Origin of the sequence: Sphingomonas sp. PL-96 (genome assembly GCF_020707215.1) — a bacterium.
GTDB lineage: Bacteria > Pseudomonadota > Alphaproteobacteria > Sphingomonadales > Sphingomonadaceae > Sphingomonas.
Window position 1 is genome coordinate 155378 of sequence record NZ_JAJFET010000006.1, and the last position, 13518, is coordinate 168895.

General features: G+C 68.3%; 15 protein-coding genes and 1 tRNA gene. 7 read left to right on the forward strand and 9 right to left on the reverse strand.

Annotation, left to right across the window (positions count from 1 at the left end):
- Positions 1-37: 37 nt before the first annotated feature.
- Positions 38-1684, reverse strand: coding sequence for a peptide MFS transporter (locus LK533_RS12365; RefSeq protein ID WP_229363298.1), 1647 nt, complete (start codon positions 1682-1684; stop codon positions 38-40).
- A gap of 110 nt (positions 1685-1794) precedes the next feature.
- Between LK533_RS12365 and LK533_RS12370 the strand changes: the two genes are divergently transcribed.
- From LK533_RS12370 to LK533_RS12385, 4 genes are all read left to right on the forward strand, one after another.
- Positions 1795-2376: a nitroreductase family protein gene (locus tag LK533_RS12370; RefSeq protein ID WP_229363299.1), complete on the forward strand. Its 582-nt coding sequence runs from the start codon at positions 1795-1797 to the stop codon at positions 2374-2376.
- 63 nt (positions 2377-2439) lie between these two features.
- Positions 2440-2790 (forward strand): GntR family transcriptional regulator, encoded by a 351-nt coding sequence (locus LK533_RS12375; protein WP_229363301.1) that lies wholly within the window; start codon positions 2440-2442, stop codon positions 2788-2790.
- A 63-nt stretch (positions 2791-2853) separates the two neighbouring features.
- Entirely contained in the window at positions 2854-3078 is a 225-nt protein-coding gene (locus tag LK533_RS12380; RefSeq protein ID WP_229363304.1) for a hypothetical protein, read from the forward strand.
- A gap of 54 nt (positions 3079-3132) precedes the next feature.
- Positions 3133-4083: an L-threonylcarbamoyladenylate synthase gene (locus LK533_RS12385; RefSeq protein ID WP_420705856.1), complete on the forward strand. Its 951-nt coding sequence runs from the start codon at positions 3133-3135 to the stop codon at positions 4081-4083.
- 165 nt (positions 4084-4248) lie between these two features.
- On the opposite strand, the gene msrA is transcribed toward LK533_RS12385, so the two are convergent.
- The 4 genes from msrA to folK all read right to left on the reverse strand — a co-directional run bounded on the left by msrA (position 4249) and on the right by folK (position 6380).
- Positions 4249-4797 (reverse strand): peptide-methionine (S)-S-oxide reductase MsrA, encoded by a 549-nt coding sequence (msrA, locus tag LK533_RS12390; RefSeq protein ID WP_229363306.1) that lies wholly within the window; start codon positions 4795-4797, stop codon positions 4249-4251.
- Positions 4798-4937: 140 nt separating this feature from the next.
- Positions 4938-5660, reverse strand: a complete 723-nt coding sequence (locus LK533_RS12395) for a phosphatase PAP2 family protein (protein WP_229363308.1) — start codon at positions 5658-5660, stop codon at positions 4938-4940.
- A gap of 65 nt (positions 5661-5725) precedes the next feature.
- Positions 5726-5801, reverse strand: a tRNA-Lys gene (locus tag LK533_RS12400).
- An 84-nt stretch (positions 5802-5885) separates the two neighbouring features.
- Positions 5886-6380 carry a 2-amino-4-hydroxy-6-hydroxymethyldihydropteridine diphosphokinase gene (gene folK / locus LK533_RS12405; RefSeq protein WP_229363310.1) on the reverse strand — a complete coding sequence of 165 codons (495 nt, stop codon included), beginning with the start codon at positions 6378-6380 and terminating at the stop codon, positions 5886-5888.
- 23 nt (positions 6381-6403) lie between these two features.
- Here folK and LK533_RS12410 point away from each other — a divergent pair, with 23 nt between their 5' ends.
- Entirely contained in the window at positions 6404-7063 is a 660-nt protein-coding gene (locus tag LK533_RS12410) for a uracil-DNA glycosylase (protein WP_229363311.1), read from the forward strand.
- Between the two features lie 4 nt (positions 7064-7067).
- Here the strand turns inward: LK533_RS12410 and aguB are convergent, their stop codons facing one another.
- On the reverse strand, positions 7068-7916 hold the full coding sequence (gene aguB / locus LK533_RS12415; RefSeq protein ID WP_229363313.1) for an N-carbamoylputrescine amidase: 849 nt from the start codon (positions 7914-7916) through the stop codon (positions 7068-7070).
- An 80-nt stretch (positions 7917-7996) separates the two neighbouring features.
- The gene (locus LK533_RS12420; protein ID WP_229363315.1) at positions 7997-8971 is read right to left on the reverse strand and encodes an agmatine deiminase family protein; all 975 of its coding nucleotides are present in this window, start codon (positions 8969-8971) and stop codon (positions 7997-7999) included.
- Positions 8972-9125: 154 nt separating this feature from the next.
- Between LK533_RS12420 and LK533_RS12425 the strand changes: the two genes are divergently transcribed.
- A complete protein-coding gene (locus LK533_RS12425) occupies positions 9126-11129 on the forward strand; it encodes an alpha/beta hydrolase family protein (RefSeq protein WP_229363316.1) in 2004 nt (667 codons plus the stop codon).
- Positions 11130-11204: 75 nt separating this feature from the next.
- Here the strand turns inward: LK533_RS12425 and rpsD are convergent, their stop codons facing one another.
- Complete coding sequence (rpsD, locus tag LK533_RS12430) at positions 11205-11819, reverse strand: 30S ribosomal protein S4 (protein ID WP_229363317.1); 615 nt, start codon at positions 11817-11819, stop codon at positions 11205-11207.
- Between the two features lie 218 nt (positions 11820-12037).
- Between rpsD and LK533_RS12435 the strand changes: the two genes are divergently transcribed.
- Positions 12038-12337 (forward strand): chorismate mutase, encoded by a 300-nt coding sequence (locus LK533_RS12435; RefSeq protein WP_229363318.1) that lies wholly within the window; start codon positions 12038-12040, stop codon positions 12335-12337.
- 31 nt (positions 12338-12368) lie between these two features.
- Here the strand turns inward: LK533_RS12435 and LK533_RS12440 are convergent, their stop codons facing one another.
- Positions 12369-13448 (reverse strand): TrmH family RNA methyltransferase, encoded by a 1080-nt coding sequence (locus LK533_RS12440; protein WP_229363319.1) that lies wholly within the window; start codon positions 13446-13448, stop codon positions 12369-12371.
- Positions 13449-13518: the final 70 nt, after the last annotated feature.

Consider the following 13518-nt stretch of genomic DNA (forward strand, 5'->3'; position numbering starts at 1 on the left):
GGCGAACCCGGGGCGCCGTGCGGCGCCCCGGTCCGGATCAGCGCGTCTCGTTGCTGGTATTGAAGCCGGCCGCCTTGGGCTCGCCGATCTCCGCCTCGCCCGCCAGCGCATGGTCGACATCGTCGCCCAGCGTGTCGAGGTGCATCAGCCGCTTTACGAACGGCGCCAGCGCCAGCACCACCACGCCGATGGCAATCGTCCACCAGCCGATGGTGTTGTAGACCGCGAGCGTCCCCTCCTTGGTCATCTCGCCACCTTCGCCGCCGGTCGCCTCGCCGATCTTGCCCGCGACGAACTGGCCGACCGCGGTCATGTAGAACCACGCGCCCATGATCAGGCTGGCCAGCGTCTTGGGCGACAGCCGGTTCATCGCCGACAGGCCGACCGGCGACAGGCAGAGCTCGCCGGAGGTCTGGAACAGGTACACCAGGAACACGAACAACACCGGTGTCGCGACCGCCGGACCCACCGAGTTGGCGCCCCACACGAACACGAGGAAGGCGAAGCCGACCTGCAGCAGCGCCAGGCCGAACTTGGCCGGGGTCGACGGCTCCAGGCCCCGCTTGCCCAGCCACACCCACAGCCAGGCGAAGATCGGGCCCAGCAGCACGATGTAGAGCGGGTTGATCGACTGGAAGATCGATGCCGGCACGCCCTGTCGGTCGACGAAGCGGTCGGTGTAGAGGTTGAGCGAACCGCCCGCCTGCTCGAACAGACCCCAGAACACCGGGTTGAGCGCGATCAGGAACAGGATCACCCACAGCCGGTGGCGCGCCTCGCGATCGACGCGGAACGATTCGAACAGCACATAGCCGAGCAGCGCGACGCCACTCACCGCCAGCAGCACCTCGATCACGTCGCGGTACTGGATCAGCGCCCAGGCGACCGCGATCGAGGCGATGCCGAGGCCGTAGAGCAGATGCTCAAAGCGCACGCCGCCGACCTTGCGCGCCAGCGCCGCCGGGTTCGGGCTCTCGCCCTTGCCCAGCAGCAGCGGCTTGAAGCCGACGAACACGATCAGGCCCAGCAGCATGCCGACGCCCGCCGCGCCGAAGCCGTAGCTCCAGCCATAGGTCTCGCCGAGCCAGCCGGCGAGGATCGTGCCCAGCGTCGCGCCGGTGTTAATGCCGATGTAGAAGATGGTGTAGGCGCCGTCGCGGCGCGCGTCGGTGCGCGGGTAAAGCTGGCCGACGATCACCGAGATGTTCGCCTTGAGGAAGCCGGTGCCGACGATGATGAAGGCCAGCGCCAGCCAGAAGACGTTGATCGCGCCGCCGCTGTTGCCGCCGCCGTCGCCCTCGAAGCCCATCATCATGTGGCCGATGGTGAGCAGGATGGCGCCGAACAGCACCGCCTTGCGCTGGCCCAGATAGCGGTCCGCGAGATAGCCGCCGAGCACCGGCGTGACGTAGACCAGGCTGTTGTAGGCGCCGTAGATCAGGTTCGCCTCGCCGTCGCTGAACAGCCAGTGCTTGGTGAGGTAGAACACCAGGAGCGCGCGCATCCCGTAGTAGGAGAAGCGCTCCCACATCTCGGCGAAGAACAGGACGTAGAGGCCCTTGGGATGGCCCGCGAACTCGGGCTTGCTGCTCAGCGCGATGGACGCGCCGCCGACCAGCAACACCAACAGAAAGGCAACGGCGATTGCCGGAATAACAGCCACTAGATTCCCCTTTGAAGCCATGGCGGCGCCCCGGATCCCGGGCGCCAGGCGTGCATGGCGCGCGAGACTAGCGGAGAATCGCGGCGTGCCAAGCAGTTGTTGCCCTTGACGCATGGCGCTAGGCCGGGCCCATGACCTTCAACGATCGCACCACGCCGCTTTCGCTGCTCGCCACCCGCCGCTCGGGCAAGCCGCGCGAGATGGTCGCGCCCGGCCCTGACGACGCCCAGATCGACGCCATGCTGGCGCTGGCCGCGCGCACGCCCGACCATGGCAAGCTTGCGCCGTGGCGGTTCGTGGTCGTGCCGCAGGGCCGGCGCGCGGCGTTCAACGGTATGCTGGTGGACGCCTATCGCGCCGAAAAGCCGGACGCTGCGCGGCTGGAGCTGGAGGCGATGGCGACGTTCGGCGCGCCGGCGCCCGCCCTGGTCGTAGTGCTGTCGGCGCCGCGGTCCGAAAGCCACATCCCGCTTTGGGAGCAGCAGATGTCGGTCGGGGCGGCGACCATGAACCTGTTGCACGCCGCCCATGCGATGGGATTTGTCGCGAGCTGGATCACCGGCTGGCCCAGCATGTCCCCCACCGTGCGGGACGCGTTTGGGGCCGATCCGGAGCGGGTCGTCGGCTTCGTCTTCATCGGCACGCCGGGCAAGCCGCTGGAAGAGCGGCCGCGGCCCGATCTCTCTGCGGTGGTGACGCGCTGGCAGGGATAGGGGGCAGGCCCGCCCAATCACCCCCGGGGTGGACCCACCGCCCGGTTGCTGTATTAAGGCAGCATGGCAGCGACTGAGAACGACGACAGCCCCGTGTACCTGAAACTGCGCGCGATCGTGGCTGCGGCGATCCTGCGCGGCGAATATCGAGCCGGCGATCAATTGCCGTCGGTGCGGGCGTTTGCGGCCGAACAGGGTGCCAATCCGCTCACCGTCGCCAAGGCCTATCAGACGTTTCAGGACGACGGCTATGTCGAGGTGCGCCGCGGCGTCGGCATGTTCGTGCTGGCCGGTGCTGCCGAGCGGCTGCGGCTGGCCGAACGGGACCGGTTCCTGGCCGGCACCTGGCCGCGCGTACGCGCGCAGATCGCGTTGCTGGGCCTCGATCTCCGCGACCTGCTCGAGCACGCCTGACGCTTTGTCGGGAACCCGACACGGTTCACCGACGTTCTTCCCCGTTGAAATAGGGGAAGTATCATGCCGCAGGTCAGCAGTTTCGTGCCCGGCGCGACCGGGTATCGTGTCGCTTACCGGCTTTCCGAGACCAACCACTGCCCTGGTTGCGGCCAGAGCCACTGGTTCGTCGGGCGGATGTCGGCGGAATGCGCCTTTTGCCACACGGCGCTTCCGATCAGCGGCATCCACAGCCTGGGCAATGGCGTGACCCGGGCGTCGCCACGTTCGCCGCTGCTCGCCGCCTGAGGACGGCGCGATCGGCTCTTGTGGGCGCCGATTTCGGGCGATAGCGGCAGCATCGTGTCCTCTGCCGCTTCTTTGCCAGCGCCGCGCTGCCTGCCTTTCGGTCCGGAGGCGATTGCCGAAGCCACGCGCGCCATCCTGGACGGACAGTGCGTGGCCGTACCCACCGAGACCGTCTATGGGCTGGCGGCCGACGCGACCGATGCCGGCGCAGTGGCCGGTATCTACGCTGCCAAGGGGCGGCCAAGCTTCAACCCGCTGATCGTCCACCTGCCCGACCAGGCCGCGGCCGAGGCGCTGGCGAGGTTCGACGCACATGCTCGGCGCTTGGCGGAGGCGTTCTGGCCGGGGCCGCTGACGCTGGTGCTGCCGCTGCGCGAGGGAGCGGGGATCGCGTCGCTGGTCACCGCCGGCTTGTCGAGCGTGGCGCTCCGCGTGCCCGCGCATCGCGCGATGCACGCGCTGCTCGCCGCGACGGGCAAGCCGCTCGCCGCACCGTCGGCCAATGCAAGCGGCGGCATCAGCCCGACCCGCGCGGCGCATGTGGTGGCGAGCCTTGGCGCGCGCATCCCGCTCGTGATCGACGACGGCGCGACGGAGCGCGGGCTGGAGTCGACGATCCTCGCCTGCACCGACGGCACGGTGCGGCTGTTGCGGCCTGGCCCCATCGCGGCCGAGCAGGTGGCCGCGATCCTCGGCGCGATGCCGGGCGGTGCGGGAGAGGGGATCGAAGCGCCGGGGCAGCTCGCCAGCCACTATGCGCCGGGCAAGCCGGTGCGCCTTGACGTGATCGAAGCAGAGCCCGACGAATGGATGATCGGGTTCGGCGCGACGGGCGGCGACGACACGCTGTCGGCGACCGGCGACCTCACGGAGGCAGCGGCGCGGCTATTCGACTGCCTCCACCGCGCGGATGCCGCGTCGAAGCCCCGGATCGCAGTGGCGCCCGTACCCCGCCACGGCCTGGGCGCGGCGATCAACGACCGGCTCGCGCGAGCGGCGGTGTAGGGGAGTTCTCACGGCACCGTTCGTGCTGAGTAGGGGCTGAGCGAAGTCGAAGACCCGTATCGAAGCACCTGCGGCGATCCTTCGATACGCCATTTCGACTTCGCTCAATGGCTACTCAGGACGAACGGCTGGGATTGGCCTGAGGCGTCGTCCGCGCCCGCTCGCTCAAGCCGCAGTCGGCGCCGCTGCCTTGGATCGCGCCGCGAAGCTCTTGCGCAGCTTCTGCAGCTTCGGCGGGATCACTGCCAGGCAATAGGGGTTCCGCTGGCCTTCGCCCTCCCAATATTCCTGGTGATACCCCTCGGCCGGGTACCATTCGCCCAGCGGCTCGATCGTGGTGACGATCTTGCCGCCGCTCTCGCCCGCACGCTCGATGCCGGCACGTGCGCGCGCCTCCTGGTCGGCGTCGTGCGGGAAGATCGCCGAACGATATTGCGTGCCCACGTCGTTGCCCTGGCGGTTGAGCTGCGTCGGATCATGCGTCGCGAAAAAGATGTCGAGCATCTGGTCGTAGCTGATCTGGTCGGCGTCATAGGTGATGCGGATCGCCTCGGCATGGCCGGTGTCGCCGCCGCAAACCTGCTTGTACGTCGGGTTGGGCACGGTGCCGCCGATATAGCCGCTTTCGACCGACTCCACGCCGATCACGTCGCGGAACACCGCCTCGGTGCACCAGAAACAGCCGCCCGCAAGGGTCGCGACTTCGCTAGCCATCAAATATCTCCTGAACAAACATGGCGCACGGGGTGACCAGCAGCAGCGCTTCCGATCGCAAACCCGCGTTCGCCTCAAGATAGGAACGCCCCCGCGCGACACAATCGCTGCCGGCGGATGCCCTGGTGCGGACCGTTCGGTCAGCCGCCCGCCGCGGCGCGCTGACGAGCGCTGCGGAACAGCATCAGTTCGGCCTGCCACCAGCCCAGCGCCCACAACGCGCCAAAGATCCAGCCGGCGAGCACGTCGCTTGGCCAGTGCACGCCCAGATAGACCCGGCTGACGCCGATCATGCCGACGATCGCCATGGTAGCAGCAGTGACGAACAGCCGTACGCGCCGCAGCGGGATCAACGGGAACAGCAGGGTCGCGACCGTCAGATAGACGATCGCACTGTTGGCGCTGTGCCCCGACGGGAAGCTGTTGGAGGTTTCGCGCATCAGATGCTCGACCAGGTCGGGGCGTGCGCGCGCAAACAGCTGCTTGAGGAGCGACACCGCCGTGCTGCCGCTTAGCGTCGCCACAACGGCCAGGGCCGCCGTCCGCCACATACGATGCAGCAGCAGCAGTGCGGTCGTGACCACCACCACCAGCGTGAGCACCGTTCCGCTGCCAAGCGCCGTGATGTCGCGCGCGATCGACGGCAGCTTGGGCGGCCCGATCGGCACTGCGGGATGGCCGGGCACGCGCATCGCCAGGATCAGGGTCCGGTCGAACGCGAGCACGTCGCCGCGCGCGATCGCCGAGGCGAGGAACAACAGCGCAAGCAGCGCGATCGCGACGAGCACGCCCGCGATCAGCGGCCACGGCCGCCGGCGCGACGCATGCGCTTCCGGATCAAGGGGCAGGAGAGGGGGTGCCATGGCCTGCATGTCGCAGCGGATCGTGGCCGAGGCAACCGCGCGGCGGCTGCGCTTAAGGCCGGGGATGGTGGGCTCGCCGGGATTCGAACCCGGGACCTACAGATTAAAAGTCCGTTGCTCTACCGACTGAGCTACGAGCCCATACCCTTGCACCGGCGATCTTTCCGATGCCGCACTGGGCGCCGCACGATGATGCCACCGCCGCGACAATGCCTGCCGCGCGCCCTACGAAGCCGAAGCGGTCCGGTCAACTACATGCGGCCGCCGCAGGCCGTACGCCAATTGCCGGATCGTACGCCCGCTCACCGGATCGCGCCAGTCCGGCACCAGTTGGCTAAGTGGCTCGAGCACGAAGTCGCGCGCGCGGAACGCCGGGTGGGGTATGATCAGGCCGGGGCTGGCCCAGGCGCCTTCGGACCAGAGCACCAGATCCAGGTCGAGCACGCGTGCCCCCCATCGGCGTCCGGGACGACGGCCGAAACCGCGTTCGATCGCCTTGCAGCGGGCGAGCATCTCGGGCGGAGAGAGGGCGCTTTCGACCAGCGCGACCGTGTTGGCATAGCGGCGCAGCGAAGGGCCCAGCGGCGCGCTGCGCATCACCGGTGCTGCGGCCACGACGCCGCCCAGCGCGACGAGCGCCGCGGCGACCTCCTGCTCGGGTCGGCCGTGCCGTCCGGGACGATTGGAGCCGATCGCGATCGCATAGCTTGCCCTTGCCATGCCAGCGCGCCTACCGCAGCGTCATGCCTGCTGAAAGCCCGCTTCGCGCTACCGAACCGCCCCATGATTGCCCGCTCTGCCCACGCCTTGTCGGCTTTCGCGATGCCCTGCGCCACGAATATCCCGACTGGTGGAACGCGCCGGTGCCGGCGTTCGGCGATCCCGATGCATGGCTGGCAGTCGTGGGCCTCGCCCCCGGCAAGCACGGCGCCAATCGCACCGGCCGGCCCTTTACCGGCGATTACGCAGGGACGCTGCTTTACGACACGCTCGCCAAATACGGCCTGTCCGAGGGGGTGTTCGACGCGCGGCCCGACGACGGGCTGGCGCTTCGGGGCGTGATGCTGGTCAACGCGGTGCGCTGCCTGCCGCCTGAGAACAAGCCCACGCCCGAGGAGATCCGCACCTGCCGCCCGTTCCTGGAGGCGCCGATCGCGGCGCTGCCGCGCGTGCGCGTGTTCGTGGCGCTCGGCCAGATCGCACACCAGTCGGCGGTCAAGGCGCTGGGGGGCAAGCTGCCCAAGGCCAAGTTCGGGCATCTCGCCGAACACCGCATGCCCGACGGACGCATCCTCCTCGATAGCTATCACTGCTCGCGCTACAACCAGAACACCGGCCGGCTCACGACCGCAATGTTCGAGGCGGTGTTCGAGCGGGCACTGGCGCTGCGCGACGGCGCATGAGGCGTCAAACGTCCTGCGTCAGCCGGCCGTAGAGTTCCGGCCGGCGATCGCGGAAGAAGCCGAACGCGGCGCGGTGGCGCTTCACCCGATCGATGTCGAGCGTCGCCACGATCACCCCCTCTTCCTCGCGATCGAGCTCGGCCAGGATGTCGCCGCGCTCGTCGCAGATGAAGCTGGTACCGTAGAAGTGCTGGCCGTGTTCGGTGCCGATGCGGTTGGCGGCGATCACCGGCACCACGTTCGACACTGCATGGCCGACCATCGCGCGGCGCCACAGCCGGGCGGTGTCGAGGCTGGTGTCGTGCGGCTCGCTGCCGATCGCGGTCGGATAGAAGAGCAGTTCCGCGCCCATCAGCATCATCGCGCGGGCGGTTTCGGGATACCACTGGTCCCAGCAGACGCCGACGCCGATCTTGGCGGCCGGGCCGTCCCACACCTTGAACCCGGTGTTGCCGGGGCGGAAGTAGAACTTCTCCTCATAACCCGGGCCGTCGGGGATGTGGCTCTTGCGATAGACGCCCTGGACCTGTCCATCAGGGCCGATCATCGCCAGCGAGTTATAGTGATGCGGGCCGTCCGCCTCGAAAAAGCTGGTCGGAATGTGGACCTTCAGCTCGGCGGCGAGCGCCTGCATCGCCAGCACCGCCTTGTGCTCGCCGACCGGCTTGGCGTTGGCGAACAGGCCCTCGTCCTCGACGCGGCAGAAATACTCGCCCTCGAACAGCTCGGGCGGCAGGATCACGTGCGCGCCCTTCGCATGCGCCTCTCGCACCAGGCGAGTGACGTTGGCGATGTTCGCATCGATGTCGTTGGAAAAGGCGAGCTGCAGCGCGGCGACGGTGATTTCGGTCATGGCGCGCTATGTAGTCGAACTGGCCCGCGTTGCCAGAGGCGGATACGGGCGCGGCGACCGACCGCCGCACCCGAATGCGATCAGCGGCTCGGGATCTGCTGGCTGATGCAGTGGAAGCTGCCGCCGCCGGTCAGGATATGGTCGGCGCGCAGGCCCACCACCTTACGATCCGGGAAGATCGCTGAAAGCGCCGCCACTGCCGCATCGTCGCTCGGCTGGCCATAGACCGGCACCACCACCGCGGCGTTGCCGATGTAGAAGTTCATGTAGCTTGCCGGGATCACCTCGTCCTCGGACTCCACCCGGCCGGGAGAGGGGATGCGAACGAGTTCGACGCCGGCTGCTGCCGCGCGCTTGGCGGCGTCGCGGTACACCTCAGCGTTGGGATCATCCTCGGCTGGCTCGGGGATCGCCAGCCGGTTCGGGCCTACGAAGCGGGCGAGATTGTCGACATGGCCGTCGGTATGGTCGTTGAGCAGCCCGTCGCCCAGCCACAGGAAGCGCGTGTAGCCGAGGTCGGACCGTAGCAGCGCCTCTGCCTTGTCACGCGTAAAGCCCTCGCCATTGCGGTTCGGGTTCAGCAGGCACTGCTCGGTGGTGACGACCAGGCCGGTGCCGTCGCCGTCGATGGCGCCGCCCTCGATGATCCAGTCGTGCGTTTCGGCCGCGATCCCGCGCTGGCGGGCAAGCCCGGCGCCGACGCTGTTGTCGCCTGGCAGGTCGTACTTGCCGCCCCAGCCGTTGAACGCGAAGTCGTGGGCCTTGCCGTCGCCGTCCAGGATTGCGGCAGTGTCGCGCAGCCAGATGTCGCCGAACGGCTCCACCACCACGTCGGCGACGTCGCCGGCGAGCGCCCGCGCGGCCGCAGCGGCTTCCTCGTCAGCGGCGACCAGCAGCACCCGCTCGCCCGCGCCATCGGCGTGCACCGCGCGCGCAAAGGCGACGACTTCCGCACGCGCCGGCTCGAGATCCTCGAGCCAGAGTTCGGGATGGCTGGGGAACCCGATCCAGACGGCATCGTGGCGGGCCCATTCGGCAGGAGGCGGCGTAGTCATGGCGCCGTCCTTAGCGGCGCCGTCCCGGGTGGGGAAGGGGCGCCGCCTGCCCGCGGGGCGGCTGCTGCGCAGCAAGGCGTCCGCCGCCGCGCACGCCGCTTGCCAAGCCGCGGAAGCGTCGACATCCTGATGTGGGGAAGAGGGGGATTTCCGAATGAAGTTCGTGCATTGGGTTTCCGGCGCATCGCTGCTGTGCGCCGGCATGTCGGCCTGGGCGCAGGCGCCGGGGCCGGCAACGGATGCAGACGCAACGCGGCTGGCCGCGGCGTTTGGCGCCCGGGAGCAGGTGCAGCAGATCAGCATCTCGCCGGACGGTCGCAAGGTGGCCTTGCTGGCTCCGGCCGGCGCGCGCGGCGTCGGCTTGCTCGTCGGAGATCGCGACAAGGGTGGCGAGCCCAAGCAGATCCTGACGTCAAGCGGGGAACCGGAGCGGCTGACGCACTGCTTCTGGTCCACCAACGAGCGGATCGTGTGCGGCATCTATTCGGTCGTGCCCGGACCCGACCTGCTCGGGTTCACCCGCCTGATCTCGCTCAACAGCGATGGTGGCGACATGAAGGTGCTGAGCGCGCGCACATCCACCCGCGCCCTGGGAACGCTTTATGACGGCGGACGCCTGATCGACCGGCTGGCCGACGACAAGGGCGGCACGGTGTTGATGACGCGCAGCCACGTACCGGAAAGCACGACCGGCACGATGCTGGCGAGCAGCGCGAAGGGCGTGGGCGTCGAACAGGTGAACACCACCACGCTTGCGCGCCGGCAGGTGGAGCAGCCGCGCGGGAATGTCGTCGACTATGTGAGCGACGGGCACGGTACCGTGCGCATCATGGGCATCCAGTCGGCGCGAGCGTCCGGCTACAACGGCGATCAGGTCAACTATTCCTACCGGCTGCCGGAAAGCCGCGGTTGGCAGCCGCTCGGCACGTTCAACGTCAGCAGCCGCGCCGGCTTCAACCCCTATGCGGTCGATCCGGACCTGAACGTCGCCTACGGCTTTGATCTGTACGATGGCCGCAGCGCCTTGTACCGGCTGGCGCTGGACGGCAGCGGCAAGCGGGAGCTGGTGCTGGCGCGCCCGGACGTGGACGTCGACGGATTGATCCAGATCGGGCGCCAATCGCGGGTGGTGGGCGCAAGCTTCGCCACCGATCGCCGCCAGGCGGTGTTCTTCGATCCGGAGATCAAGGCGCTGCAGGGCGCGTTGCAACGGGCGCTGCCGGGGCAGCCGCTGGTGACCTTCCTGGATGCAAGCGCCGACGAGAAGCAGTTGCTGCTCTTGGCAAGCGGCGATGTCGATCCCGGCATGTACTATGTCTATGACAAGCAAAGCCGGGCGCTGGAGCAGATCCTGCCGGCGCGCCCGCAACTGGCCGCTGCCACGCTCGCACCGGTCAAGGCGATCACCTATCCGGCTGCCGACGGGACGCAGATCCCGGCCTATCTGACGATGCCCGCCGGCGGTGCCGCCAAGACCGTGGGTGCGATCGTGCTTCCCCACGGCGGGCCGGGTGCGCGCGACGAATGGGGTTTCGACTGGCTGTCGCAATTTCTTGCCGCGCGCGGCTTTGCGGTGCTCCAGCCGAACTTCCGCGGATCGGCCGGCTATGGCGACGCCTGGTTCCAGAAGAACGGCTTCCAGTCGTGGCGGACCGCAGTCGGCGACGTCAACGATGGTGGTCGCTGGCTGGTGCAGCAGGGCGTTGCCAAACCGGACAAGCTTGCCGTGCTGGGGTGGTCCTATGGCGGCTATGCCGCGCTCCAATCGGCGGTTCTCGACCCGGCGCTGTTCAAGGCGATTGTCGCGATAGCGCCGGTGACGGACCTCGACCGGCTGCGCGAGGAGTCGCGCCAATTCACCAACTTCCTGCTGGTGGATCAGTTCATCGGCCATGGAGCGCATGTCCGCGAGGGATCCCCCGCGCAGAACGCGGCACGCATCCAGGCGCCCGTGCTGCTGTTCCACGGCGACCTGGATCGCAACGTCGGCGTCGCCGAATCGCGGCTCATGGCCGACCGGTTGCGCGATGCCGGCGGCAAGGTCGACTTTGTCGAGTTCAAGGGCCTCGACCATTACCTCGACGACAGCGATGCGCGTACGCGCATGCTCGCGCAGACCGACGCCTTCCTGCGCACCAGCCTGAAGATCGCGCCATAGAAAAAGGGCGGCCCGCAGGGGCCGCCCTCTTCGTGTCGCCGGTGGGCCGCGGCGGGTGCCGCGGTCCGGATCCGATCAGCGCGAGTAGAACTCGACGACCAGGTTCGGTTCCATCTTCACCGGATACGGCACCTCGTCGAGGCTCGGCACGCGGGTGAAGGTGACCTTGGCCGCACCGTCGGGCGCGACATAGTCGGGGATGTCGCGCTCGGCGAGGCTCTGCGCCTCAAGCACCAGCGCCATTTCCTGCGCCTTGCTGCCCAGCGTGATTTCGTCGCCCGGACGGACGCGACGCGACGCGATGTTGCACTTCACGCCGTTCACGCGGATGTGGCCATGGCTCACCAGCTGGCGGGCGGCCCAGATCGTCGGCGTGAACTTCGCGCGATAGACGATCATGTCCAGGCGCTGCTCGAGCAGGCCGATCAGGTTCTGACCGGTGTCGCCCTTCATGCGCGACGCTTCTTCATAGGTGCGCTTGAACTGCTTCTCGGTGACGTCGCCGTAGTAGCCCTTGAGCTTCTGCTTGGCGCGCAGCTGGATGCCGAAGTCCGACATCTTGCCCTTGCGGCGCTGACCGTGCTGGCCGGGGCCGTACTCGCGCTTGTTGACCGGGCTCTTCGGACGGCCCCAGATGTTCTCGCCGAGACGACGGTCGAGCTTGTACTTGGCGCTATGGCGCTTCGACATTTGGTATTCCTTGCAACTGCAACAACGGTGATCGCTCGGAAGCGATCGCGATTCCCGGTCTTTCGCGCTGCTGGGATCGAAGAACGACCGGCAGGGCTGCCGCTTCACCGGGGTGCGGAGCCGATTGCGAAGGCGCGCGCCTAGCGCCAAGCGAGTGCCGGAGTCAAGCTGGACAGGCCGTATGGACAGATCGGGGGCCGCTCGCCTAGGCGCGCTGCATGACGATCCTTTCCGGTCCCGACTGCACCACCATGCGCGAAGTCCGCGCCGGCGTAGACCAGCTCGACCGCGAGTTGCTGGCGCTGCTCGCCCGCCGCTTCGCCTATATGGACGCCGCCGCCCGCATCAAGCCGGAGCGCGGCCACGTCCGCGACGAGGCGCGCAAGGCCCAGGTCATCGCCAACGCGCGCGCCGAGGCGGCGCGGCTCGGCGTGCCGGAGGACGTCGTCGGCGAACTGTGGGAGCAACTGGTCGAAGCGTCGATCGCGTACGAGCTGGCGGCGTTCGACCGGCGGTAACGCCCTCCAGCGTGACGACGGATGGGAGCGCCTACCGCTGACGCGGTCGCGCCAGCGTCGAGAGGATCCCCCGCACCGTGCGCACTTCCTGCGCGTTCCAACCCGGCTTGGTGAGCAGCGTGCGCAGCATCCGTCGCGTAGTCGGCACGCGATCCGGCGGGAAGAAATAGCCGCCCTCCTCCAGCATGCCGTCCAACTGGGTGATCATGCCCTCCAGTTCCTCCTGCGGCGCTGGCGGATCGAGTTCGGTTTCCGGCGGGCTCGCGAGGTCGGCGCCCTTGGACCATTCGTACGCAACCAGGATCACCGCTTGCGCCAAGTTGAGTGAACCGAACTCCGGGTTGATCGGGACGGTCACGATGGTGCGCGCCAGTGCCACGTCGTCGGTCTCCAGCCCGGAGCGCTCCGGCCCGAACAGGATCGCGGCGCGGCCGGCATCGCTGCGGATGGCGCGGGCGGCTTCCTCCGGCGTGACGACGGGCTTGGTGACGCCCCGCTTGCGCACCGTGGTCGCAAAGACGTGGGTGCAGTCGGCGACCGCGTCCGCAACGGTTTCGAACACCTGGGCCTTTTCCAGCACGACGTCGGCGCCGCTGGCCGCGGGGCCCGCCTGCGGGTTGGGCCAGCCGTCGCGCGGGGAGACGAGGCGCATCTCCACCAGCCCGAAATTGAGCATCGCGCGCGCGGCCTTGCCGATGTTCTCGCCCAGTTGTGGACGCACCAGCACGATGACGGGGGGTGGGGACAGTGTTGGTAAGGAGGAAGGGTCAGGTGCTTCGTTCATGGTTCCGTTCGTCCTGAGTAGGGGCTGAGCTTGTCGAAGCCCCGTATCGAAGGACTTGCGCGCCGACGCCTGCACGCGGTCCCAATCGCCCGCGATCAACGCCTCCTTCTTCGCTCGCGACCAGCCTTTCAACCGGATTTCCGCGGCGACGGCTTCTTCCCGGCTGTCGAAGGTTTCACTCCAGACCAGCGTCACGGGTCGGCGTTCGGCAGTGTAGCCGCGAAGGGTGCCGGACTGATGCTGGGCCATCCGGCGGTCTAGGTCATCGGTATGGCCAGCATAATAGCTGCCGTCGGCGCAGCGCAGGAGGTAGGCTTGGAAGGACATCGGCGTCTCCGTCCTTCGATACGCGGCTTCGACAGGCTCAGCCGCTACTCAGGACGAACGGAGGTATAAG

Coding starts and splice junctions, on each gene's coding strand:
- LK533_RS12420 (WP_229363315.1), bottom strand. CDS start 8,971: ATGACTACGCCGCCTCCTGCCGAATGGGCCCGCCACGATGCCGTCTGG.
- LK533_RS12395 (WP_229363308.1), bottom strand. CDS start 5,660: ATGGCACCCCCTCTCCTGCCCCTTGATCCGGAAGCGCATGCGTCGCGC.
- LK533_RS12365 (WP_229363298.1), bottom strand. CDS start 1,684: ATGGCTTCAAAGGGGAATCTAGTGGCTGTTATTCCGGCAATCGCCGTT.
- LK533_RS12425 (WP_229363316.1), top strand. CDS start 9,126: ATGAAGTTCGTGCATTGGGTTTCCGGCGCATCGCTGCTGTGCGCCGGC.
- LK533_RS12370 (WP_229363299.1), top strand. CDS start 1,795: ATGACCTTCAACGATCGCACCACGCCGCTTTCGCTGCTCGCCACCCGC.
- LK533_RS12435 (WP_229363318.1), top strand. CDS start 12,038: ATGACGATCCTTTCCGGTCCCGACTGCACCACCATGCGCGAAGTCCGC.
- msrA (WP_229363306.1), bottom strand. CDS start 4,797: ATGGCTAGCGAAGTCGCGACCCTTGCGGGCGGCTGTTTCTGGTGCACC.
- aguB (WP_229363313.1), bottom strand. CDS start 7,916: ATGACCGAAATCACCGTCGCCGCGCTGCAGCTCGCCTTTTCCAACGAC.
- LK533_RS12440 (WP_229363319.1), bottom strand. CDS start 13,448: ATGTCCTTCCAAGCCTACCTCCTGCGCTGCGCCGACGGCAGCTATTAT.
- LK533_RS12375 (WP_229363301.1), top strand. CDS start 2,440: ATGGCAGCGACTGAGAACGACGACAGCCCCGTGTACCTGAAACTGCGC.
- LK533_RS12410 (WP_229363311.1), top strand. CDS start 6,404: ATGCCTGCTGAAAGCCCGCTTCGCGCTACCGAACCGCCCCATGATTGC.
- LK533_RS12380 (WP_229363304.1), top strand. CDS start 2,854: ATGCCGCAGGTCAGCAGTTTCGTGCCCGGCGCGACCGGGTATCGTGTC.
- rpsD (WP_229363317.1), bottom strand. CDS start 11,819: ATGTCGAAGCGCCATAGCGCCAAGTACAAGCTCGACCGTCGTCTCGGC.
- folK (WP_229363310.1), bottom strand. CDS start 6,380: ATGGCAAGGGCAAGCTATGCGATCGCGATCGGCTCCAATCGTCCCGGA.